At 69.3% G+C, this 22,203-nt stretch carries 14 protein-coding genes; 6 read left to right on the top strand and 8 right to left on the bottom strand.

Features of this window, described 5'->3' with window-relative positions:
- Positions 1-118 precede the first annotated feature (118 nt).
- The gene (locus tag POL67_RS25635; protein WP_271921590.1) at positions 119-412 is read left to right on the top strand and encodes a 4Fe-4S dicluster domain-containing protein; all 294 of its coding nucleotides are present in this window, start codon (positions 119-121) and stop codon (positions 410-412) included.
- Here the strand turns inward: POL67_RS25635 and POL67_RS25630 are convergent.
- Positions 387-4,946: a HEAT repeat domain-containing protein gene (locus tag POL67_RS25630; protein WP_271921588.1), complete on the bottom strand. Its 4,560-nt coding sequence runs from the start codon at positions 4,944-4,946 to the stop codon at positions 387-389. The two genes, POL67_RS25635 and POL67_RS25630, sit on opposite strands and share 26 nt — an antisense overlap.
- Positions 4,943-5,119: a hypothetical protein gene (locus tag POL67_RS25625; RefSeq protein ID WP_271921586.1), complete on the bottom strand. Its 177-nt coding sequence runs from the start codon at positions 5,117-5,119 to the stop codon at positions 4,943-4,945. The genes POL67_RS25630 and POL67_RS25625 overlap by 4 nt, the downstream gene beginning before the upstream one ends.
- Here POL67_RS25625 and POL67_RS25620 point away from each other — a divergent pair.
- The gene (locus tag POL67_RS25620) at positions 5,118-6,131 is read left to right on the top strand and encodes a zinc-binding alcohol dehydrogenase family protein (RefSeq protein WP_271921585.1); all 1,014 of its coding nucleotides are present in this window, start codon (positions 5,118-5,120) and stop codon (positions 6,129-6,131) included. The two genes, POL67_RS25625 and POL67_RS25620, sit on opposite strands and share 2 nt — an antisense overlap.
- Positions 6,132-6,133: 2 nt before the next feature.
- On the opposite strand, the gene POL67_RS25615 is transcribed toward POL67_RS25620, so the two are convergent.
- Entirely contained in the window at positions 6,134-7,015 is an 882-nt protein-coding gene (locus tag POL67_RS25615) for a LysR family transcriptional regulator (RefSeq protein WP_271921583.1), read from the bottom strand.
- Between the two features lie 33 nt (positions 7,016-7,048).
- Here POL67_RS25615 and POL67_RS25610 point away from each other — a divergent pair, with 33 nt between their 5' ends.
- Positions 7,049-8,194, top strand: a complete 1,146-nt coding sequence (locus tag POL67_RS25610; RefSeq protein ID WP_271921581.1) for an L-dopachrome tautomerase-related protein — start codon at positions 7,049-7,051, stop codon at positions 8,192-8,194.
- Positions 8,195-8,299: 105 nt separating this feature from the next.
- Here the strand turns inward: POL67_RS25610 and POL67_RS25605 are convergent, their stop codons facing one another.
- Positions 8,300-11,374 (bottom strand): PEP/pyruvate-binding domain-containing protein, encoded by a 3,075-nt coding sequence (locus POL67_RS25605; protein ID WP_271921579.1) that lies wholly within the window; start codon positions 11,372-11,374, stop codon positions 8,300-8,302.
- Between the two features lie 218 nt (positions 11,375-11,592).
- Between POL67_RS25605 and POL67_RS25600 the strand changes: the two genes are divergently transcribed.
- Entirely contained in the window at positions 11,593-12,306 is a 714-nt protein-coding gene (locus tag POL67_RS25600) for a hemerythrin domain-containing protein (RefSeq protein ID WP_271921577.1), read from the top strand.
- Between the two features lie 19 nt (positions 12,307-12,325).
- Here the strand turns inward: POL67_RS25600 and POL67_RS25595 are convergent, their stop codons facing one another.
- Positions 12,326-13,990: a pyridoxal-dependent decarboxylase gene (locus POL67_RS25595; protein WP_271930892.1), complete on the bottom strand. Its 1,665-nt coding sequence runs from the start codon at positions 13,988-13,990 to the stop codon at positions 12,326-12,328.
- A gap of 182 nt (positions 13,991-14,172) precedes the next feature.
- Here POL67_RS25595 and POL67_RS25590 point away from each other — a divergent pair, with 182 nt between their 5' ends.
- Both POL67_RS25590 and POL67_RS25585 read left to right on the top strand, forming a co-directional pair.
- Positions 14,173-15,351, top strand: coding sequence for a M20 metallopeptidase family protein (locus POL67_RS25590; RefSeq protein WP_271921575.1), 1,179 nt, complete (start codon positions 14,173-14,175; stop codon positions 15,349-15,351).
- Positions 15,348-16,499, top strand: a complete 1,152-nt coding sequence (locus POL67_RS25585; protein ID WP_271921573.1) for a carboxylate-amine ligase — start codon at positions 15,348-15,350, stop codon at positions 16,497-16,499. The genes POL67_RS25590 and POL67_RS25585 overlap by 4 nt, the downstream gene beginning before the upstream one ends.
- 69 nt (positions 16,500-16,568) lie before the next feature.
- Here POL67_RS25585 and POL67_RS25580 read toward each other — a convergent pair whose 3' ends face one another.
- The 3 genes from POL67_RS25580 to POL67_RS25570 are packed head-to-tail and all read right to left on the bottom strand — an operon-like array spanning position 16,569 to position 22,203.
- Positions 16,569-19,634, bottom strand: a complete 3,066-nt coding sequence (locus POL67_RS25580) for an efflux RND transporter permease subunit (RefSeq protein WP_271921571.1) — start codon at positions 19,632-19,634, stop codon at positions 16,569-16,571.
- Entirely contained in the window at positions 19,631-20,890 is a 1,260-nt protein-coding gene (locus POL67_RS25575; protein ID WP_271921569.1) for an efflux RND transporter periplasmic adaptor subunit, read from the bottom strand. The genes POL67_RS25580 and POL67_RS25575 overlap by 4 nt, the downstream gene beginning before the upstream one ends.
- Positions 20,887-22,203 carry a TolC family protein gene (locus POL67_RS25570; protein ID WP_271921567.1) on the bottom strand — a complete coding sequence of 439 codons (1,317 nt, stop codon included), beginning with the start codon at positions 22,201-22,203 and terminating at the stop codon, positions 20,887-20,889. Before POL67_RS25570 ends, POL67_RS25575 begins: the two co-directional genes overlap by 4 nt.

Here is a 22,203-nt window from a genome sequence, read left to right as displayed (position 1 = left end):
GGATGGGGCCTCGGCGGGCCGGTGAACCGAGGCCTTTTGCGCGGGGCGGCAGCGGGCACGGCTCCTGCGATGGGCCTGGGGAGCGCCGGTGCCCCGGCGGACCGATGGAGGAGGTTCCATGGCGTATGTGATTGCCGAGCCGTGCGTCGCGACGTGTGATACGGCGTGCGTGAAGGTTTGTCCGGTCGATTGCATTCACGGGCCGATGAAGCCCGAGGAGATCGAGTTCATCCCGCCCGAGGAGCGCCCGGCGAAGCTGCGCGGGCTGCAGCTCTACATCGACCCCGAGGCGTGCATCTGCTGCGCGGCTTGTGAACGAGAATGCCCCGTGGAGGCGATCTTCGACGAGGACGATCTCCCGCCGGCGTGGGAGCATTACAAGGAGATCAACGCGCGGTTTTTCCAGCGGTGAGGCGGCTCCGGATCTCGTCGAGCACGGCGTCGATCGCCGCGCGCCGATCGGGCCGCAGGTGGCCGCGGGCGCCGAGCAGCGGCGGCACGGCCGCTTCCCCGAGCGCGAGCAGCCCTGCGCGGGCCGCGCGCGAGACGCCGGCGTGCAGATGAAACAAGCGAGCCGCGATTTCGGCGGCGGAGTCTGCATGACCGCCGAATGCGAGGACGCGGATCGCAAGCCGGACGGTCGTGGGATCAGAGTCGTCGAGCAACGCGCGGGTGGCGCGGAGATAACGTTCGCGCGGAGCCAGCGTGCGAAGCAGGCGGTGGGCGTGGAGGCTCACGCGGCGCTCGGAGGAGCGTACGTGCCGTTCCAGCAAGGTGAGGACACGCTCGCGCTCGGAGGGACGATCGGCGCGGCCAGCAAAATAGGTGAGCAAGCGGCGCGCGGTCTCCGGACCGGCCGTGTCGAGCGCCGTGTCGAGCGCGCGCTCCACGGCGGCGCGTAATGCGGGGGCGAGGAGGTCGAGCAGGCCGGGCGATCGCGCCTCGGCCTCGGCGAGGAGCTGCAGGGCCAATGTGTCGGTGGGACGAACGATGCCCGAGAGCACGCGCGAGACGAGCTCGGGAGGTTGCTCGCGGAGCGCTTCGAGAAGGGCGCCGAGCACGGCGTCGCGATGCGCGCCGGAGAGCGCAGGATCGAGGGCGCGGCAAAGCGCCCGGGCGTGGCGTTCGTCGTACCAATCGGCGAGGCGCGCGAGGAGCGAGAGCGCCGCGGGAGACGGGGACGCCGAGGCCCACGCCGCGATCGCGGATCCGAGGCCGGCCGCATAAAGAACGCCGCCGCCCGCTGCGCGCAGGCAAAAGCGAATCCACGCCGCGGGGTCGTCCGACGTGCGCGCGAGGTCCGCGAGGAGCCTGGGGACGGCGCCCGCTGCGCCGATGATGTCGAGCAGGGAAAGATCCCCGGCGCGGAGACGCGCTTCGACATGCGGGAGGACGTGTGCTGCCGGGAGCGAACGCAACGAATCGCGGGCCGCCCCGGAGACGCGCGGATGCGGGGACGAATGGAGCGCGAACAGCAGCGGAATGCGGGACGCCGGGGGCAATGCGGCCACGGGGCCCAAGACGCGGAGCTGCTCGGCCTCGGTCGTCGCGTCGGCGACGGCCTTTGCAACGGCGGGCGTGTCCTGCTCGCCCAGCGTCATGGAGAACGATCCACGGATTGCGCCCCCGAGCCATGTGCCGAGCACGTAGGCGCGATCGTCGTGATCTCCCGCGTGGATCAGCGCTTCCGCCGCGGCTTCGCGGACACCGGGGTGCGCATCGGCGAGCAAGGGCCGGAGGAATGCGCGATCTGCACGGCGTGCGCGAGACAGCTCCGTGATTGCGCGTTGTCGGACCTCGCCGCGCGTTTCGCCCTGCGCGATCTCGCGAAGCGCGGAGCCTGCGATCTCGCCGAGGAACGCGAGATCGACGAGGGCCGGCGCTCGCTCCGCGGGACGTGCTGCCGCCCATCGTTGCGCGAGCGCCCACGCCGCGGCGGCGCCGGAGCGATCGGCGACGAGTTTTGCGACATGCACGAGCGGCGGCGCGTCCCGGCCCTCCAGCGCCGCGAGGAGGTCGTTTTCGCGCCCCGCGTCAATCCAGGCTTGAAGCAATGAGGCACGCTCGCTCGGGGGCGTGAATGCGAGTGTTCCCTCCCCTGCGAGCCGGAGCACGAGCGCCGCCTGGGCGCGCACGGCGGGGCGCGGATCCGCGCTTCGGGAACGCGCGGCCTCGGCGCCGCTTCGGCGGAGCACGGCGGGAAGCAGTGGCGCGTGGCGCGGGTCGATTTCCTCTTCGATATCGACGAAGGGGATCACGCGGCTGGAAACGAAGGGATCCGTCGTCGTGGCGAGCAGGGCGAGGGCGTCCTTGCGCGTCGCAGGGTCGAGCTGCGAGAGCAGCGCAGAAAGGACGCGCTGCTCGGGGACGGCGAGCCGCGCGCCCATCGAGCCCGCCCGCTCGGCCGCCGCTCGAAGGCTCGTGACGAGATCGGGGGAAGGTTTGTCGAGGAAGGGCGCCTCGTGGATTCTCCTTCGCAGCTCCGTGATGCATCGCTCCGCATCGGCACCCGCGAGGCCGGCCCGCAGCGGGCTCTCCGGCGCGACATCGGTTTCGCGCGGAATGCGAAGGCGAGCACCCTGGCGCAGAAGCGCGGCATCCAGATCGGCGGAGCTGCCCGCATTCGCGGCATAGGCGTGCAGAAGGAGGACCTTTGGGAGATCCGGCCGGCGCGCGACGAGCGCGGCGAGCTCCTCCGGGGAGAAATCACGCGCGATCGTGGACGCGAGCAAATCTTCGCGGCGTGGCTCCTTGGTCGCGGCGATCCTCTCGACGATCAGCGAGCGGAAAAAGGGACCCGCGATGGCCCGGAGCGCCTGCTCCGCGAGCTCCCGGAGCCCCGGCTGATCGTGAAACGCGAGCACGTCGACGAGCGCCGGGATCACATCGGAATCGCGGCTCCGGGCGAGCGCCTCGGCGGCCGCTTTTTTCAAATTCATGTTGGGATGGGAGAGCCACGCGGCGATCGTCCCGCCGAGACCGGGCACGGCCGCATTCCCGAGGGCGAGCAAGGCCTGACGCGCGACCGGGAGGGGTACGTCCCTGCTCAGAGAAGGGAGAAGCCAGGCCGCGCAAGCAGGCCCCGCGGCCGAAAGGCAGGCGATCGCGCGTTTGCGTATTTCGGGGTTTTCCCGGCGCAGAAGCGGACGTACCACACGAACGAGGTGCGGATGATCGCACCCGAGGACCGCGTCGAGCAGGAGCGTCGTTTCGGCGACGGATTCGGACCGCAGACGCAACCTCCGTAGAGCGGCCTCCGCCACGAGCGCGGCGCCCGGATCCGTCGCCCCTTCGAGGCACGCGAGCGGCGGATCCGGAATGGCGAGGCGCTGTCCCAGCGTGCGCAGCGCGGCCTTGCAGAGCTCGCGGATCTCTTCGTCGCCGTCCGTCAACAGCGCGGCGAGCGGGTCGATCGCGAGTGGCCCGCCCGTGCGACCGAGCGCGCTGATCGCCGAGGCGCGAAAGGGATGCCCGGGGGCTTTTGCAAGGGCGGCGAGCGCGTCGATTTGCTCGGCGCTCCCGTGGGCCTGCAATGCATCGAGTGTCTCGGCGGAGATCGCGCCGTGCTCGGCCGCCGCGGCGAGGACGGTGGGGGACGGATCCAGCCGAAAAAGCACACGCAGCCCAGCCGAGAGCCAGGGAGGTGGCGTGCCCTCGAGGAGGCTTCGCAATCGCTGCGCCGTGGTAGCGCCGCCAAGCCGCCCGAGGGCAAACAGGCACGCTTCGGGTTCTGCGTCGAGCTTCGCCAGGATCACGGGCTCGGCCGAGCGTTCCTCCAGCCGGCCGAGTTCGCGGATCGCGCACCGTGACAGAATTGGATCCGCGGATTGTTCCGCCATTTCGAGGAGGCGCGCGAGGGTCCGCCGCGTCCCGAAGGCGGCCAGCAAACGCGCGGCTCTCGCCTTGGACGCGCCGCGGGAGATGCATTCGTCGATTGTTGCGACGAGCGCGTCGGCCCGGCTGCTCGTGCTTTCCACGAGCGCCTCGATCGGCAAAGCATCGTAGTGGAGCGCGAGCTCGATCGCGCGGCGCGCCTGGTCTTCATCCGGCGAGATTCCGCGCCGCTTGAGGCAACACATCGCCTCGATCGCCTCGGGCCCCGCGCCGGCCGGATCTTCCTCGGCCAGCACGAGGAGCAGCTCGACATCCTCGACCTCGCCGAGCGCGCCGAGCGCCACGAGCGCCGCGCGCCGAACGCTGCGGGCCACGTCCTCGCACGTCGCGAATCGCCGCACCCACGCCGTATCCCTTCGCGAAGCCGCGAGGCGCAGCGCCGCGAGCGCGACCTCCTCTCCGTGCAACCATGCAGCGAGCGGCGGACAGGACAATCCTTGCGCCCAGGGCTCGGCGAGGAGCCCCAGCGCGCGTGAGGCCACGGCATCCGACGAGCGGCGCGCGATATCGAGGAGGACCTCCGCCGCTTCGACCGGCGAGAGGATCGCACATACAAGCCCGGCGCGCGCGAAGGTGATGGCGCGATCGTGCATCGCAGGCCGTGCATGGGCAGCCGCGCGGAGCCAGAGGCCCGACGTCAAGGCCCGTTCGACGGGCGCATCCGCGACGGCGCGTAGATCCAGCGGCGAGGCCTCGTCGAGCGGCAGGCGCTCGGGGGAAGCGAGCAGCGTCGCGCATCGAAAACGGCACGCGAGCTCGGGCGGAAGGTTTGCGGGGAGCTTGGGGATCACAATGGGCAAGCCCGTGACCGCGAGCTCGGCGACGACAGCCTGCGCATCGTGTGTCAACGCGAGGAGGTCTGCCGGCACGCACGCCGCGAGTGCTTTTGGATCGTCCTCCCCTTCCCTCGCGTGCTTCGCGAGCGCTTTTGCGGCCGCGAGCGCCTCGGCTGGATCCGTCGAGGCCAGGCGCTCCGCGAGAACGGCGAGCGGGGGCCGATACGTTTCGAGCATCCAGACGGAGGCTTCGGCGCGCATCACATCGCTGATCACGAGGCCTCGTACCCCAGCTCGATGCCGAGCACCAGCGCCTTCGCGGGCTTGTCGCGACGTCCCTTTCGCGCCATGCGCTGGCGCATGGCCGGCATGCGCACACGGACCTCGCGCGGCGGACCGAGGGGTCCAATGATACGCAGGACCTCCACGAACCAAGGAGTCGTCCCCATGAAGGCCGTCGGCACCCACCAACCTCTCCCCATTACCGCAGACCATGCCCTCGTCGACGTCGAGCTCCCCGAGCCGAAAGCCACCGGGCGCGACCTCCTCGTCCGTGTCCACGCGGTCTCCGTGAACCCCGTCGACGTGAAAATTCGCGCGAGCTTCAAGTCCGAGGACGGAAACCCCCGTGTGCTCGGCTGGGACGCGTCGGGCGTCGTCGAAGCGGTCGGGCCGGACGTGACGTTGTTCCGCCCGGGAGACGAGGTCTTTTATGCAGGCGCAATCGGCCGGCCCGGCACGAATGCCGAAAAACATCTCGTCGACGAACGGATCGTGGGTCGCAAACCGAAGTCCCTCGATTTCGCCGAAGCCGCGGCGCTGCCGCTGACCGCGATCACCGCGTGGGAGCTGCTTTTTGATCGGCTCGGCGTTCCGTATGGTCGCAAGGCGCAGGCGGGATCACTCCTCGTCATCAACGGCGCGGGCGGCGTGGGTTCGATCCTCATTCAGATCGCGCGGCGCCTGACGGGGCTCACGGTCATCGCGACGGCCTCACGGCCGGAGACGAAAAAGTGGGTCCTCGACATGGGCGCCCATCACGCGATCGATCACACGCAGCCGCTCGATGCAGGATTGGCCGCGCTTGGAATTCCAAACGTGGAGTACGTGGCAGGGCTGACCGCGAGCGACCGGCATCAGGAGGCGATCGCCAAGGCCGTCGCGCCGCAGGGACGCGTGGTGCTTATCGACGATCCGAAATCCTTCGACATCGTACCCTTCAAGCGGAAGAGCGTGACGGTCGGCTGGGAGCTCATGTTCACGCGGTCGATCTTCCAGACGAACGACATGCTCGAGCAGCATCGTCTGCTCGAAGAAGTCTCGGCGCTCGTCGACGCAGGCGTGCTCCGCACGACGCTGACCGAGCGGGCCGGCCGTATCGATGCGGCGACGCTGAAGAAGGTTCACGCCACGATCGAGAGTGGCAAGGCGATCGGCAAGAGCGTGCTCGTCGGCTTCTGACGTCAGAGCGTCTTCGGCACGGAGGCGTGCACGTGGTCGGCGAGCGCGCGAAGGCGCGGGAGGCCCTTGAGGTCGCGATGGTAGCCGAGCCAGATGGTACGGCCGGGCGGCTCTTCTCCGACGTCGAGGCGCACGAGCGGGAGCGCATCTCCGATCACCCTCGGCAAGACGGCGAGGCCGGCGCCGTGTACGCACGCGGCGGCCTGCACGTCGCGGCTGTTGCTCCGCACGGTGGCGTGCGCGCCAGGGAACCGCGCGCGGAGCCATGCGACGTCGGCGAGCGCGTCGAATGCGCGATCCATCGTGACGATCGCGTGGCCCTCGCCGCCGTGCGCGTCGGGAGCGCCGCGCGCATCGAGATACGTCTGCGCGGCGTAGAGGCCATACCGGATTTGCGTGAGCCGACGCTGCACGATGTCGGCGCGGTCGAACGCGATGAAACGAAAGACCAGGTCGGCCTCTTGCCGATCGAGGTCGAGGAGGCGTGATTCGGCCACGACTTCGACGGTCACGCGCGGATGCTCGCGGGTGAACGCGGCGAGCACCGGGCCGAGGACGTGCCGCGCGAACCACTCGCTCGTCGAGATGCGGAGCACGCCGCCCGTTTCGCGCGTCTCGCCGAAGAGACGTCGCTCGAGGGCCACGGCTTCGTGCTCCATGCGCTCGGCGTGACGGAACATCGCCTCCCCTGCTTCCGTGAGGCGAAATCCGCGCGGCGTGCGCTGGAAGAGCGTGACGCCGACGGACTGCTCCAGCGCGCGGAGCCGCCGGCCCGCCGTGGGCTGCGTGAGGCCGAGCCGCGGCCCGGCGGCGCTCAGCGTGCCGGCGCGCGCCACGGCGAGGAACAAGTGAACGTCGTCCCAGGCGACCCGCGGGTCTTTCACGGGGCGCCTTCGATACGGGAGAGGATCATGCGCATGAAAACGAGTGCGATGGGTGCGATTTTAACCGGGATCATGATGACGGCGTGCGGCAGCGCCACGATCGCGCCTGCCACGCCCGCGAGCAAGACCGAAGATGCGATCGAGGTGGTGGCGAGCTCCGACGGGATGATCTGGAACGCCGTCGCCGTTCACGCGGGTCGCGTTTTCGTGGCCGGACCCCGCTGGACCGGCTCACGTGGGCCGGCCGTGGGCGCGCTCGACGCGAAGGGGCGCGTCGCTCCGTTTCCGGATGCGGCGTGGAATGGCTTTCATCCCGGCGAGGATCCCTCGCGCGCGTTCGTGAGCGTGAACGCCCTGCACCTCGACGGCGCGGGCGCGCTATGGGTCGTGGACACGGGCGCACCCACGTTTGGCGGCGATCCGATTCCCGGCGGCGCGAAGCTCATCCGGATCGGGCTGCCGGGGGGGGCCGTGGAGCAGATCGTGCCGCTCGACGGCGTGACGAAGCGCGGGAGCTACATCGACGACGTGCGTTTCGGCAAGCGAAGCGTGTACCTCACGGATGCGGGCGCGCCGGCGCTCGTGGTCGTGGACCTCGCGAGCGGCAAGGGTCGCCGCGTCCTCGATGGGCATGCCTCCGTCACGGCCCGCGCGGATCGCGATATCGTGGTCGGCGGCGCGGTCGTGAAAAACCCCTCGGGCGAGCCGCTCCGCGTGCATGCCGATCCGCTCGAGGTGAGCTCCGATGGAGAATGGCTCTTCTATGGGCCGCTCGGCGGTCCGTGGTCGCGCGTGCCCACGAGCGCGCTCGACGACGCATCGCTCTCGCCGGAAGCGCTCGCGAGCAAGGTCGAGCCGTGGGCGGATTTGCCTCCCGTGGGCGGCACGGCCCTCGGGCCGGGGGGCGAGCTTTACTTCACGGAGCTCGCGACGAACTCCGTGAAAAAGCGCATGCCGGATGGCTCGTTGACGACGCTCGTGACGGATCCGCGCCTGCACTGGGCCGACGCGCCGTTTCTCGACGGCGACGGCGCGCTCTGGCTGCCGGTGCCGCAGATGGATCGCGTGGCGCTCTTCCATAACGGTGCGTCGAAGGTCGCATGGCCGATTCAACTGCTCCGATGGCAGACGCGGCCACGCGCGGCGCGGGTCGTCGATATCGGGAAGATGCCGCGATAATTCAGCGAAACGGCTTCCAGATGAGACCCATGCTCAGGTCCCGGGCCGGCGACCGGTGTTCCCGCGGGCGGCGAAGAAGTAGAGACGTGCGTCTCGAATGAAGGGTTACAGCGTCTTCATCTGCCCGGCCGGGTCGATCGTGCCGATCGTGGTGCCGAGCACGTACATCTGACGAATCCCCTTCGCCGTGAGCTCGGCGAGCACGTTCGCGGGCAAACCCTCTTCGAGGGCCGGCTCGAAGAGGAAATCCTCGCTGAAGTTGTGGTGCTGCGGCCGGTACGTCTGCGAGAAATACCCCTTGAGCACGATGGGCGCCGTCGTGAGGCCCTCGATCCGCGTCTCCTCCCAGCGCAGGAGCGGCGCGGTGTAGCCGGCGACGACGCCGGTGGGCGGCGCTGGCCAGTAATACTTCGTCACGATTTTCACGCCGCCCGCCTCGATCGTCCTTGTCTGCATCGACGCGCCCGACGGGAGGGGTCCCTCGTCCATGCACGTGGTGAGGCGAATGGCATCGTCCCGCGTGCGTTTCGCCGGCGTGCCATCCCAGTCGAGATACGGGACCGGCGTCGTATACTCCGCCGCGAGCTGAATCTCCATGTCGCGAAGGGCGAGGATCGGGCCGTCGGACGGCGGGAGCAGCGTGGGCACGGAGCTCGTCGAGAGCTCGAGGGTCCGCGCGTCCGCGCCGCTGCCCGACGTGAAGAGATCGAGCGTCTGATCGCTCATGAAGCTGTGCGCGGCGGAGGGCCACGTCCCCGGATTGCCCGTGAGGGTCGAAACGCCATTCGCGGAGACGTAGGTGAACGACACGTCGCCATACAACGTCTCGGCCGCGAGGCTCGCCGCGTCGACGAACCCCGTACGCGCCCGGAGCGACGCGCGCATTTTCAGCCGATGGAGGGCAAAGACGTCGCTTTGCTCGCCCTGGAGCGTGCAGAGCACGCGTGGCCCGGGGACGAGGAAGGGCGTGAGCGTGGCTTTGTCGTCCGGCAGCGGCAGCTCGCGCACCTGCTTGATGAGCAGCGCCCCGTCGGGTTTCATCTTCTTGTACTCGTAATCGAGCGCGAACGTCGGTTTGCCGGGATGGGCCTCGGCGAACCGATCCGCCACCTTGCCGAGCAGCCCGCCGAGCTTCACGTAATCGCTGTCCCACTCCATGACGTGGCCGCCGAGCGGCACGAGGCTCGATCCGGCGATGGTAGCGAACGAGTTGCCCCACTGGGAATGGAAGCCGTGGACGACCTCGGGGAGCGCGCCGCCCTCGGGGTTCGTCACGCTGAGCGCGCCGACCTGCGAGACGATTTTCATGTCGTCGATCGGGTCGGTGCGGCGCACGTTCGTCGCCACTCCATTCGCGAGCTCGTCCTCGTCCGGGTAGGAGTAATGGACGAGCACGCCCATGCCGACGTCGCTCTCGTTCACGCCGTAGAGCAGGCGCGCGATGAAGGCGTTGTCGTTGTAGAAGCTCGCGTACACCTTCTGGAGCGCGCGGAACACGCCGCGCTCGCTGCTTTGTGACGCGTCGCAATGGCTCGGGCCCGTGGTGTCCGCGTCGGTGTCGTCGGCGAGGCAGCCGCTCGCGCTGTCGTAGAGCCCTGCGCCCGTGAATGCGTCGCTGTCCTCGACGTTGGTCGAGCTGCGGAAGCGGATCTTGCGCGCCGGATCGAACGAGGCGAGCGCGGCGAGGACCGCTTGCCGCTGGGCGTCCGAGAAGGTCGCGTCGCCCTCGATTCGTGCGCGAATGGCGGCGAGATCGACCTTGAGGGCGGCGAGGTTCGGCGGGTACTGGTAGCTCGCGAGCCGCTCGCCGATTTCCTGCCGCAGCGTTTTGCCGCCCGGCATGGTTTGATCGAGGAAGCCGTCCCATAGGTCGAACGAGAGGGCGAGGGCTTCCTGGGAATCGTCGGGGATCGCGTCGCGGAGCAGGCCGTAATTGGCCGCCTTGCCGCCGAAATGAACGATGTCGGCCGGGCCGAGATCGTCGGTGTTCCGGACGATGGCGCCGAGCGTCTGCTTGGGCGAAAAGGAGAGAGGTGCCGGCTTTTTCTGCGCGAGCAGCGCGTCGCGATCGGCGGCCGTGAGCGCGCCGTTCATGTCGAAGAGTGCGGCGTCGCAACGGCCGTACTGGTTTTTCGCGCGCAGGATGATCTCCTTGCCGTCGAGGGCCTTGGCTTGCTCGCGTTCCGCCTCGCTCGCGAGGTACACGAACGGGATGCCGAACGAGGTCGCGAGGATGGCGGTGTGCGCATTCGGCGTCGACGGTGAGAGGGAGACGATCCCCGCGAGATAAGGCAATTCCGCGGGGATCGCATCGGTGAGGAGGATGTCCTCTGATTTCAACGTCCCATTCGTGTACGCGTCCTCGATCTGATCGGTAGGCACGTAGCGGAGCTTGCCGAGCGCCCAGCCCATCGCATAACATTGGTTGCCCCCGATCCACCGATCGACGCTGCTCACGGGGAAGCCTGCATTGGCGTAGAAGCTCTGGTTCTCCTGCGCCGATGCGTTTTGCTCGTACGTGGGGAAATAAAACGGCGTCACCGGCGTCTCCGCCACGACGTTCTTTTTCACGAGATCGAGGACGACGCGCGCCATCTCGGGGTCGTATGCGTCCTGCCGGACGAGCTGGATGCCGTACTCCGGGAAGCTCAGCGGATCGGGCGGGATGAGCACGGCGCCGAGGATGGCCTTCTGGCCTTCCGCGTGCAGCGAGACGTCGTTGTATTCGGCGATCGACATGCCGAAGAACGGATCGAGGCGCTCGACGGCGAAGGGCGCGTGGAAGGGGTACGGGTAGCTGTCCTGGAAATACACCTTCGTCGGGTCGTGCATCAGGACGGTGAATTTGATCCACCGGACGCCGCCATCCAGGCTGTTGCCATTGGGCTCCGAGACGAAGGGGTCGTAGGGGTACGAGATCTGGTTTTTCCAGGTGTCGGACGGCGTGATCGAGATGGGATAGGTATCGACGGGCCAGTCGAACCCGCCCGTCCCGCCCTGTCCGCCGCCGCCTTGGTCTCCACCGCCGGGGCCACCGCCGCCCTGTCCACCGCCGCCCTGGTCTCCGCCGCCGGAGCCGGGGTTTGGATTGCCGCCACCATCGCCACAAGCCCAGAGTGCCGAGGCGCTCGAGAGCGCGAGGAGCAAGAAAGCGGCGCGCCGCAGAATGCTACGTTTCATGCCGGGCGGACGAGCAACGGTCGTGCCCCGGGGAATCTCCGACGAGCAGGGGCGGCGCGCCTCGGGGGGCGCGGCACGGGTGCCAGGCGTGGCACAGGTTGGAACAGCGTGGAAATCTTGCTCGGACGCCGCAGCCCGCCGGCCTTGACCGTGCCTCGCCGCAGCCGTATCTCGATATCGATCGAATTCGCGACACACGAAAGCAGGAGGTGTCGGTCATGGAGCGTGGAAATCGCCTGCGCCGGACGTTTCTTCGATCCGCCGGAGCTGCGGGCGCGGGCCTGCTCGTCGGGGGCTGCGCCGGTACGTCCGCCTCGATCGCGTCTCCGCGCGCCCAGGGGCGGAAGGAGGCCCAAGAAGAGCCGGACGTGTCCCCGGCGGAGGACCTGATGCGCGAGCACGGCGTCCTGAACCGCGTCCTGCTCGTGTACGACGAATCCGCGCGCCGCCTCGCATCGAAGGAGGAGATGCCCATGGACGTCCTCGCGAGCGCGACCGGGCTCCTGCGGCGCTTCATCGAGGAGTATCACGAGAAGCTCGAAGAGGAGCACCTCTTTCCCCGGTTCGTGCAGGCGGGAAAGCTCGTTGATCTGGTGAGCGTGCTCCGGAGCCAGCACGAGGCGGGGCGCCGCCTGACGGACGAGGTCCGGCGGCTCGCCGCGTCGAAAGAGGCCAATCGCGGGAGGCTCGTGACGGTGCTCCGGCAATTCGTCAGGATGTACCGCCCGCACGAGGCGCGCGAGGACACCGTGCTGTTTCCCGCATTCCGGTCGATCGTCTCGAAGGACGCGTACGAGGCGCTCGGCGAGGCATTCGAGGACCGCGAGCACGAGCTCTTCGGCGAACATGGCTTCGAGGACGCCGTCGCAGACGTGGCCAGGATGGAGCAAGCCCTCGGCATCGACGATTTGGCCATCTTCACGCCGCGTTGAGCTCTCGCCGTGGAGCCTGTCAGCCGCTGAAGCTGCGCCCCGTATGCGGCACGTGCATGAGCCTGCCCTCGCGCCCAGCCACGTGGCTTTCATGGGCCGGCGCCGTGGGCCGGACTTCCTGCGCCGGGAACGCGTCGGGGGCCGCGAGGTCGTTCAGGAACGCGTCGATGCGCTCGCGCGTGACGTGCTCCATCACGTAAATGTGGTGGTATTGCCGTTTTTCTCCATCCACGTAGAGCGTCTCGCACGCCAGTGTGTACTTGAACGCGAGCGCGGGGCTCACGGCCCGGAAGCGAATGGTGAGCGAAAGCGGGGCGCGCTCGACCCAAAGAGCTTGCCCGAGCCGCTGGCCGAGCTCGCGTAGTCTCCGCTCCGCGTAGGCCGAGAGATCCTCCGTGTAGAGCGCTTTCCGGATCTGATCCTCGTACGAGCGCCTGGCGAGGTGATCCCAGAGGACGAGGGCGGACAGGCCATTGCGGGATCCGGCGAACGTGGTGTCGGGCGAGCCGATGTACTCGGGCCGGCTGGGCGGCCGGAGCATGAGCTTCGTCCGGGTCATGTACACGCCGCAAGGAAACGGCGCGCCGATCCATTTGTGCCCGCTCATCACGAGGGAGCACACGTACGGGAGACGGAAATCGAAGTTCGGCCCGCGCGTCGTGATCCGCCCCGCCGCGTGGGCCATCTCCAGGAAGGGCATGTACGCGGCGCCGAGCGCGCCGTCGACGTGGAACCAGTACCCCGTGCGGACGTCGTACTTCCGGCAATCCCTGGGATCATAATGAACCTCGCGCTCGTCGAGGCCGTACCGGCGCAGGATGGGCAGGAGCGCGGCCCCGGCCGCCTCCACGTCGTCGTAGGCGCCTTTGAAGGTCGTTCCGTAGTTGAAATTGACGAGGATCGGGTGGCCCCGCGAGGCGAAAAACGCGACGAGCGTGGTCAGCGCGTCGATGTCGATGACCCCGACGCCGTTCGTCCCGCCGACCGACGGCACCTCGTGCGGCCACGGCTTGCCGGGCGCGAGCGGGTTGTCGCGGGGGTAGCGCTCGGTGCCGACCTCGTAGAACGTGCGGATGTCGAGCACCCGCATCGCCTTGATGATGGAGTAATGCGTATCTTGCGAATAAAATGCGATCGGGACGCGCGCGTTCGGCTGGCTTTCGGGCGCGGGCGCCTGCTGATAGACGAGGCGCGGAGGCACGACGCGCGCGCCTCCGTTCGAGGCCGCCGCCCGCGCCTCGTCCGCCGACTCGGGGTCGATGAGCAGGAACTTCCCGGCGAGGTAATCCCGGGCGTTCCAGAGCCCGTAGAGGTTGCCCTCGGTCGAGCCCATCGTGAGCAGGTAGCCCCAGTACGACGCGCCGTCGTCGGGATCGTGCGGGGTCTTCGCGCGCCAGAGCGCGGCAAAATAATCGAGCACGGCGCGCTCGAGCCATTTCGTGTTGAAGCTGGCCGACCCGCTCTGGAACGGGTCGCCGACGTTGTTGAGGTGCCGATCGAGATATCGCGAGAGGGTCTCCGCGCAATCGATCCGCTCGTTGCACTGGTATCCGAGCAAGAGATCCGTCTGTCGGGATTCGTAACGAAAGAGCGCGTCGAGGGCCGCCGCGCGCTCGGCGGGCGAGAGCCCCTCGGCCCGCAGGCGAAAGAGCTCGTCGTCGAGGCCGGAGGCACGGTCGAACACCAAGCAAGGGTCCTCTGCCCCCTCGGGCGCTCGGCTCATCGGTCGTTCGTTCGCGTCCACGCCTCGTCCCTCCCCCGGCCGTGTTCGTAAAGACCCTTGGGCCCCCGGCATGCCGGTCAAGCCGCTTCCTTTCACGCCGGCCCGCGTTACGTGCCCCTTCGAACCGTTCGGAGGGCATGCCGGTGGAAATCCCCGATACATCCGTTTTCCGCGACGATCTCGTCGCCCTCCGGCGCGGCTTGCATCGCATCCCCGAGCTCGCCTTCGTGGAGGAGGAGACGGCCCATTTCATCCTAGAGGAGCTCTCCCGCCTGGGGATCCCCGCGACGTACGGCGGGCGCGGCACGGGCGTGGTCGGCCGGATCCAAGGACGGGATCCGGCGGCCCCCGCCATTGCGCTGCGCGCCGAGATGGATGCATTGCCCGGCGACGAGTCCACGGGGCTGCCGTTCGCGTCGAAGCGCCCGGGGCGCGTGCACGCCTGCGGCCACGACGCGCACATGGCCATGGTGCTCGGGGCCGCGCGGCTGCTCTCGCGAGGCGATCCGCCCGCGGGAGACGTGGTGCTCATCTTTCAGCCCGCCGAGGAGCACGGCGGTGGGGCGCGCGTCATGATGCGGTCCGGCGCGCTCGCCGGGGTCTCCGCCATTTTCGGCGGACACGTGACCCACCATTACCACACGGGGCAAATCATGGTCACCGAGGGCGTGGTCACGGCGCAGTCGGACCGGTTCGTCCTGCGGGTCCATGGCAAGGGCGGGCACGGCGCGCGCCCGCACGAGGCCGTCGACGCGGTGATCGTCGCGGCTTTCTTGATTTCGGTGCTGCAAACCCTGGTCTCGCGCGAGTCGGATCCGCTCCACCCCACGGTGATCACCGTGGGCCGCGTGCAGGCCGGGACGGCCGCGAACGTCATCGCCGAGGAAGCGGTGCTCGAAGGGAGCATTCGCACGACCGTCGAGGCCGCCCGTCTCCGCGTGATGCGCGGCATCCGCCGCATGGCCGACGCCGTCGGCTCCTTGCACGGCGCTGTGGTCGGCGTCGAGCTCGTCGAGGGATACCCGCCCGTCGTCAACACGGCGCGTGAGGCCTCGATCTGCCGCCGCGCCGCGGCGCGTATCTTCAGCGCGAACGACGTGCTTCCACAGGAGCACCCCAGCATGGGCTCGGAGGATTTTGCGTATTATCTGCACGAGACGCCCGGCTGTTTCGTCCGCTTCGGCGCGCGCAGGGATGGCTGGGATTACGTCCCCCTGCATAGCCCCGCCTTCACGGTGGACGAGGACGTCTTGCCGCTCGGCGCGGCCTTCTTCGCCGAGGTCGCGCGCGAGGCGCAGCGCTGTTTGGCGAGACGACCATGATGCCCCGTGATTTCCACCCGAGCCCGCCCACGGTCGGCCTCGAGCTCGAATGGCAGCTCGTCCACCACGAGACGCTCGATCTCCACGAGGGAATCGCGCCGCTGCTCGCGCTCCTCCCGCCGGATCCGTGCATCAAACCCGAAGTGATCGAGCCCTGCGTGGAGGTCGTCACGGCTCCGATGGCGTCGACGGCGCTGCTCCGCGGGGCGCTCCTCGAACGGGTCTCGCGCGTATCGGAGGCGGCGGCGCGGCTCGGCATGGTCCTCGTCGGCGCCGGGACGCACCCCTTCTGCGAGCGGATCGTCCCCGTCACGCCGCTGCCGCGGTACCTCGAAATGCAGCGGAGGAGCGGGTATCTCGCGAACACGCAGATCGTGTATGCGCTGCACGTGCACGTGGGCATGCCTTCCGGGGAGGTCGCGATCCGTGTCATGGCCCAGATCCGCGCCGTCTTGCCCGTCCTGCTCGCGCTCTCGGCGTCGTCGCCCGCGTATTGCGGCAGGGAGACTTCGTTCGCCTCGTTCCGGCGCTGCCTGCTCGCCCCCACGCGCAGCGCGGGAATCGCCCCGGCGTTCGACGACTGGGCAGCTTTTTTGCATTTCGTGGACGTGGTCGAGCGGGCCGCGATGTTCGCGTCGTACCGGGACATGCACTGGGATCTGCGTCCGCGCCCCGACCTCGGCACGCTCGAGGTGCGGATCATGGATGCACAGCCCACCAACGCGGACGCTCTCGCGCTCGGCGCGCTCGTGCATTCACTGCTCGCGGTCGTGATGGACGACGCCACGACGGATCCGCGGCTCCCTCGGGCGATCCCGTGGTGGATCGAAAAGGAAAACGGTCACCGCGCTGCCCGGGATGGGCTCGACGCCGAGCTCGTCGTCGACGCCGAGGGGCATTCGCGAGCCCTTCGGAGAATGGCCGAGGACCTGTTCGACATCACCCGGCCGAAGGCGCGCGCCCTCGGCGAGGAGGCGGATCTCGCGCGCGCCGAGGGCCTGCTCTCGCGGGGCAACTCGAGCATGCGGCAGATGGATGTGCTGAGGCGAACCGGTTCGATGAAGGCCGTCGCGCGCGCGCTTGCGGACGAGCTCCGCGCCGAGATCGATCTCTGCGGGAGGTACGGCGCCCCGGCGGCGACGGCGTAACGCCTCCACGAAGGTCGACACGAGCCTCGAACGAGGTTCACTCGAACATGCTGCACGCTGAGCCGTGGTTCAACCTGACGTCTGCTCGACCTCGGCCGGCGCAGCTTTCGGGCGCAGCTTCTCCTTGATGTCATCGGCGACCCGGTAGAACGCCGGCACCACGAGCAGGCTGAGCAGCGTCGACACCGTGAGCCCGCCGAGCACCACGACGGCCATGGGGCTGCGCGTCTCCGTGCCCGGGCCGATGCCGAGCACGGCCGGCACGGCCGCCATCATCGTCGCGATCGTGGTCATCAGGATCGGCCGCAGCCGCAGCGGCCCCGCCTTGCGCATGGCCTCGTGCGCGGACAACCCCTCGTGCTCGCGCACTTGATTCGCGTACTCCACGAGCAGAATGGAGTTTTTCTTGACGATGCCCATGAGCAAGAGCACGCCGATCATGCTGAAGATGTTCAGCGTCTTGCCCGTGACGAACAAGCCGATCGCCGCCCCCGAGAGCGCCAGGGGCAAAATCGTCAGCACGGTGACGGGGTGCAGGAACGAATTGAACTGGCTTGCGAGCACCATGTACGCGACGAGGATCCCGATCACGAGCGCGAAGACGAGGCCCCCCGTGGTTTCGTCGAACTGCGAGGCCTGGCCGCCGGCCACGGCCCGGTAGCCGAGCGGCAGCGCCTTCGAAAGATCCTTCACCGTGTTCATCGCCTCGATCTGCGAATGCCCCGGCGCCACGTTCCCCGAGATCCGGATCGCCCGCTCCCGATCGACGCGGTTGATCGATTGCAGCACCGCCGTCTCGTTCTGCGAGACGACGAGCGAGAGCGGAATCGTGGTCCCATTTTGCGCCCGCACGCGGATCTCGCCGAGGTCCTCGGGGCGAGAGCGTTGCGTGGCGAGGAGGCGCACGCGGATGTCGACGCGGCGGCCCCCGGTGGAGAACTTGCCGACGATGTTGCCGCCGACGAGCGCGCTCACCGTGTTCGCGAGATCGCTCACCGGGACGCCGAGATCCGTGGCGCGGCGGCGATCCGGGACGATCTGCACCTCGGGCGCGCCGATCTGGTAGTCGGTCGTCACGTCCGTCACGGTGCCGCTCTTTTCGAGGTCGGTCTTGAGCTGCATCGCCGCCGTGACGAGCGTGTCCCAGTCCGCGCCGCGCACCGTGAAGTCGACGGGATACCCGCGCTGCGCGCCGAAGCTCTGCTGCGAGGGATCCTGCACCGACGCGCGGATGCCAGCGATCGACTGCAATTCGCGGCGGATCTGGGCGGCGAGCTCCTGCGCCGAGAGCTTGCGTTCGTTCGGCGGGACCAGGGTCAAGCTCATCACGCCGCGCGAGGCCGAGAGCGTGGTGAGGACCCGCGTGACCTCGGGCCGCGCCGCGAGCTTCTGCTCGGCCCGCTGCAAGAGCGGCGCGGCGGCCTGCACGCTGGTCCCGGTCTCCGTCTGGATGCGGACGTCGAGGCGGCTCTGGTCTTGCGCGGGGACGAACTCGGTGCCGAGCCGCGGGACGATGAACGCGGTGGCGCCGAGGAGGAGCGTCGCGCCGAGGAGGACCTTCCAGGGGTGCGCGAGCGCCTTGCCGAGCACGCGTCCATAACCGCGTTCGAGCGCGGAGAAGCCGCGATCCATGGCCTTGCCGACGGCGCTCCGCCCCTCGCGCGAGGTGTCGAGGATCTGCGCGCAGCGGGCGGGCGCGAGCGTGATCGCCTCGAAGTACGAGAGCATCACGGCCACCGAGAGCGTCACGCCGAACTGGAAGAAGAAGCGGCCGATGACGCCGCCCATGAACACGACGGGGAGGAAGATCGCGATGACGGCGACCGTGGCCGCGAGCGCGGCGAACGTGATCTCCTTGGTGCCGTCGGCCGCGGCCTTGGCGCGCGCCTTCCCCATCTCGGCGTGCCGGTAGATGTTCTCCATGACCATCACGGCGTCGTCGACGACGAGCCCGACGGCGAGCGAGAGGCCGAGCAGGGTAAATGTGTTCAGCGTGAAGCCGAGGAAGTAGACGACCGCCACGGTGCCGAGCAGCGACATCGGGATCGCCAGGATCACGTTGACCGTGCTGGAGAGCGAGCCGAGGAAGAGCCAGCAGACGAGCGCCGTGAGGATGAGCGCGAGACCGAGCTCGATCTCGATTTCGTGGACGGACTCTTCGATGAAGGTCGTGGTGTCGAAGAGGACCTCGACCTTCATCCCCTCGGGCAGGCTGCGCTGGATCTCCGTGACCTTCTCGCGCACCGCGCTCGCCACGGCGACGGCGTTCGTCCCGCGTTGCTTGAGCACGCCGAGCGCCTGCAAGGGGATGCCGTCGAGCCGCGCGACGGAGTTCACGTCCTCGAAGCCGTCCTCCACGACGGCGACGTCTTCGAGGTAGACGGGCGTGTTGTTCACGTGCCGCACCACGAGCTTGCGCAGCGCCTCGACGTCGAGCGCCTCGCCGAGGAGGCGGACGTTGAGCTGCCTACCGCCCGCTTCGAGCTGGCCGCCCGGGACCTCGACGTGCTCGCGGCGGATCCCGTCGATGACGTCGCTCGCGACGACGCCTTTTTCCGCGAGGCGGCTCGTGTCGAGCCAGATGCGGATGTTGCGATCGAGGTAGCCGTTCAGCGTGATTTGACCGACGCCCGGCACGGTCTGGAGCTTTTCCTGGACCTGGTAGCGGGCGACGTCGGCGAGGAGCTGGCGCGAAAACGGGCCGGAGACGCCGACGGTGACGATGGGCGTGTCGTCGGGGTTCGACTTGGAGACGGTGGCTGCTGGCACGTCGCGCGGGAGCTGCCGCTGGGCCTGCGCGACCTTGGCCTGGACGTCCTGGAGGGCGAGGTCGACGTTGCGCGAGATGTCGAAGCTCGCCGTGATCCGCGCCGATCCCTGCCGCGCCTGCGACGAGATCTCCTTGACGCCCTCGACCTGCGCGAGGGCCTGTTCGAGCGGCTCGACGATCTCGCGCTCGACGGCCGAGGGCGACGCGCCGGGCCAGGAGAGGTTGACGCTGATGTTGGGGTAGTCGACGTCCGGGTACTGGCTGATGCCGATGCGCGTGGCCGCGACGATGCCGAAGAGGATCGTGCACGCCATGAGCATCCAGGCGAAGACCGGGTTCTTGATGGAGATGTCGGTGAGGTTCACGGCCGCACCCCCGCGCTGGCCGATGCGCTCGGCGTCGGGGGGGCGCCGGGCGCAGGCTCGCCCGAGGCAGGATCGGCCGGAGGCGGCGCGCTCGAAGCCTGTGGGCGGGCGCTCGGGGCGGTGGCCGTGAGGAGCGCTTCGGGCGTGATGGTCGTCGGGCGGACCTTGGCGCCGTCGGTCAGCGCCTCGGCGCCACGCACGACGAGCACGTCGCCCGCGGCGAGGCCGGAGCGGACCTCGACCCAGCCGTCCTGCGTGCTCATCCCGAGCGCGAGCACGCGCTCCTTGGCGACGCCGTTCTCCACGACGTAGGCGACGTAGCCGTGGTCGGTGGCGCGCGCCGCGAGCCGCGGGATCGTCACCGCCTCGCGCTGGGCGCCGATGTCGACGCTGACGTCGCAGAACGAGCCGGGGCGCAGCCAGTACTTGTGGCCTTCGTCGTTCACCTCGCCCGTGACCGCGACCATGTGCGTCGTCGGGTCGGCGGCCGCCGCGATGAGCGTGATCTTCGCGGTGAACTTCCGCAGCGTCTCGCGCATCGTGAACGTGGCCGTCATCCCGACCTTGAGGCGCGGCGCTTCGAGCGGCTCGACCTGGAAGCGCAGGAGGAGCGGATCGCTCTGGAGGAGCGTGGCCATCACGTACCCCGCTTGCACGTATTGCCCCGTCTCGACGGTGCGCGTCTGGATCGCGCCGACCATGGGCGCGCGCACGGACGAGTCGCGCAGGTTGAGCTGCGCGCTGCGGAGCGACTGGAAGGCGATGTCGCGATCGGCCTTGGCGGTGAGGACCTTGCTCTTGTAGCTCTCGAGCTCCTCGCCCGGGATGAGGCCGGGGTTCATGCCGCTCGCGCCCTCGCGCCGCGCGACCATCGCCTCCATGTCCCGGACCGCGGCCTCCGTCTTGGCGAGCGCCGCCTTGGCGCCGTTCACCGCGAGCAGGTACCGCTCCGAGTCGATGACCACGAGGACGTCGCCCTTCTTGACCTCCTGGCCCTCCGTGAAGGCCACGCGGTCGACGACGCCGGCCACGCGGGCCGTGACCTGGACCCGCTCGAAGGCCTCGATCGTGCCCGGCGCGTTCACCGTGTAGGTGACCTTCTTGGCCTCCACGGGCATGACGTCGGCGGCGAACGAGAGGCCGCCTCCGTCGCGGCCGGGCTTGCCTCCGCCGGAGGCGCCGCCTTCGGTCGGCTTGCCTTTGCAGGCGACGGCGAGGGGCAAGCAAAGCAAAAGGAGCACACGCGCGAGCTTCATTGCGCACCTCCATCCGCCTGGGCGGGGCGTTCGGTGTCGTCGTCGGTGGGGCCTTGGCCGAGCGCGAAGCGCAGCTCCAGGTAGGCCTGCTCCATCGCGAGCTTGGCGGTGGCGAGGGCGACCTCGGCCTCGTAGCGGCGCGCGTTCGCGTCGACGAGCTCGATCGCCCGCGCGAGCCCTTGCTGGTAGAGGATCTCCGTCTCGGCCGTGTTCTTCTTCGCCGCCGCAACCGCCTCCTCGGCGATGCGGTAGCTCTCGCGCGCGGCCTTCAGCGTGACCCGCGCGATGCCGATGTCGGTCGCCACGGACCGCCGGATCTGCCGCTCGTCGAGGGCCTGGCTCTCGGCTTGCGCGACACGCGTCTTGCGATCGCCGTAGCGCGCGCCGGCGTCGAAGAGCGGCCAGGTGAGGTTCAGTTGCAACGTCTCGTCGTGGGTCGTGTCGGGCGGGGCGGGCGCGGGGTTGAAGCGCACCTGCGCCGAGAGCGTGAGCGTGGGCGCGAGTCGGTACAGGGGCTCCTGGGCCGATGCGCGGAGGGCCGCGGTGCGCTCCTCGGCGGCGCGGAGATCCGGCCTGCGCGCCTCGGCTTGCCGGACCTCGTCTTCGGCCCGGACGCCCCCGCTCTCCGCGGCGCGCGTCGTGCGATCCGGCGCCGAGAGTGGCCCCGTGACCGGGCTCCCCACGAGGAACCCGAGCTCCAGGTAGGCCGTGCTGACGTTGCCCTCGGCCTGCGCCACTTCCCGCGCGGCCGCCGTGGTCTCGAGCAGCGCGCGCGTCACGTCGTTCGTGCTCGCGAGGCCCGCCTGTGCACGTGCGTCGGCGTTCTGCTGGTTGGCGCGGGCCCGTTCGAGCCTGCGTGTCGCCGCTTCGTGCACGCGCTCGCGCGTGAGCACCACGAGGAACGCGCGCGCCGTGTCGAAGGCGAGGCTGCGCCGATCCTCGACCGCGCCCCAGCGCTCGGCCGCGAGCTGGCGCCTGGCCTGCGTGTACTGCGGGATCGCCGACGGGTTCAAGAGGGGCTGCGTGAGCGTGATCGTGCCCGTGCCGAAGAGCTGGCGGCCGATCCGATCCTCGGTGCCGCGGAGCGTGGCGTTCGCGCCCGCGACCAGGCTCGGCAGGAACGACGAGCGCGCGCGGTCGAGCTGACCTTCGGCGGCCTTCACGCGGAGCGGCGCCTTGCCGGCGCGCTCGTGGTTCCCGAGCGCTTGCCGCACGGCTTGCTCGAGCGTGAGCGAGCCGGCGTGCGCGCCGCGGGGAAAGATCAAAAGAAGCGAGACGAGTAGCGTGGGGAAAAACGACCTTCGGACCGTCAT

The sequence above is a fragment of the Polyangium mundeleinium genome (genome assembly GCF_028369105.1).
In the GTDB taxonomy this organism is placed as follows: domain Bacteria; phylum Myxococcota_A; class Polyangia; order Polyangiales; family Polyangiaceae; genus Polyangium; species Polyangium mundeleinium.
This window is presented reverse-complemented; position numbering and strand designations above follow the sequence as displayed.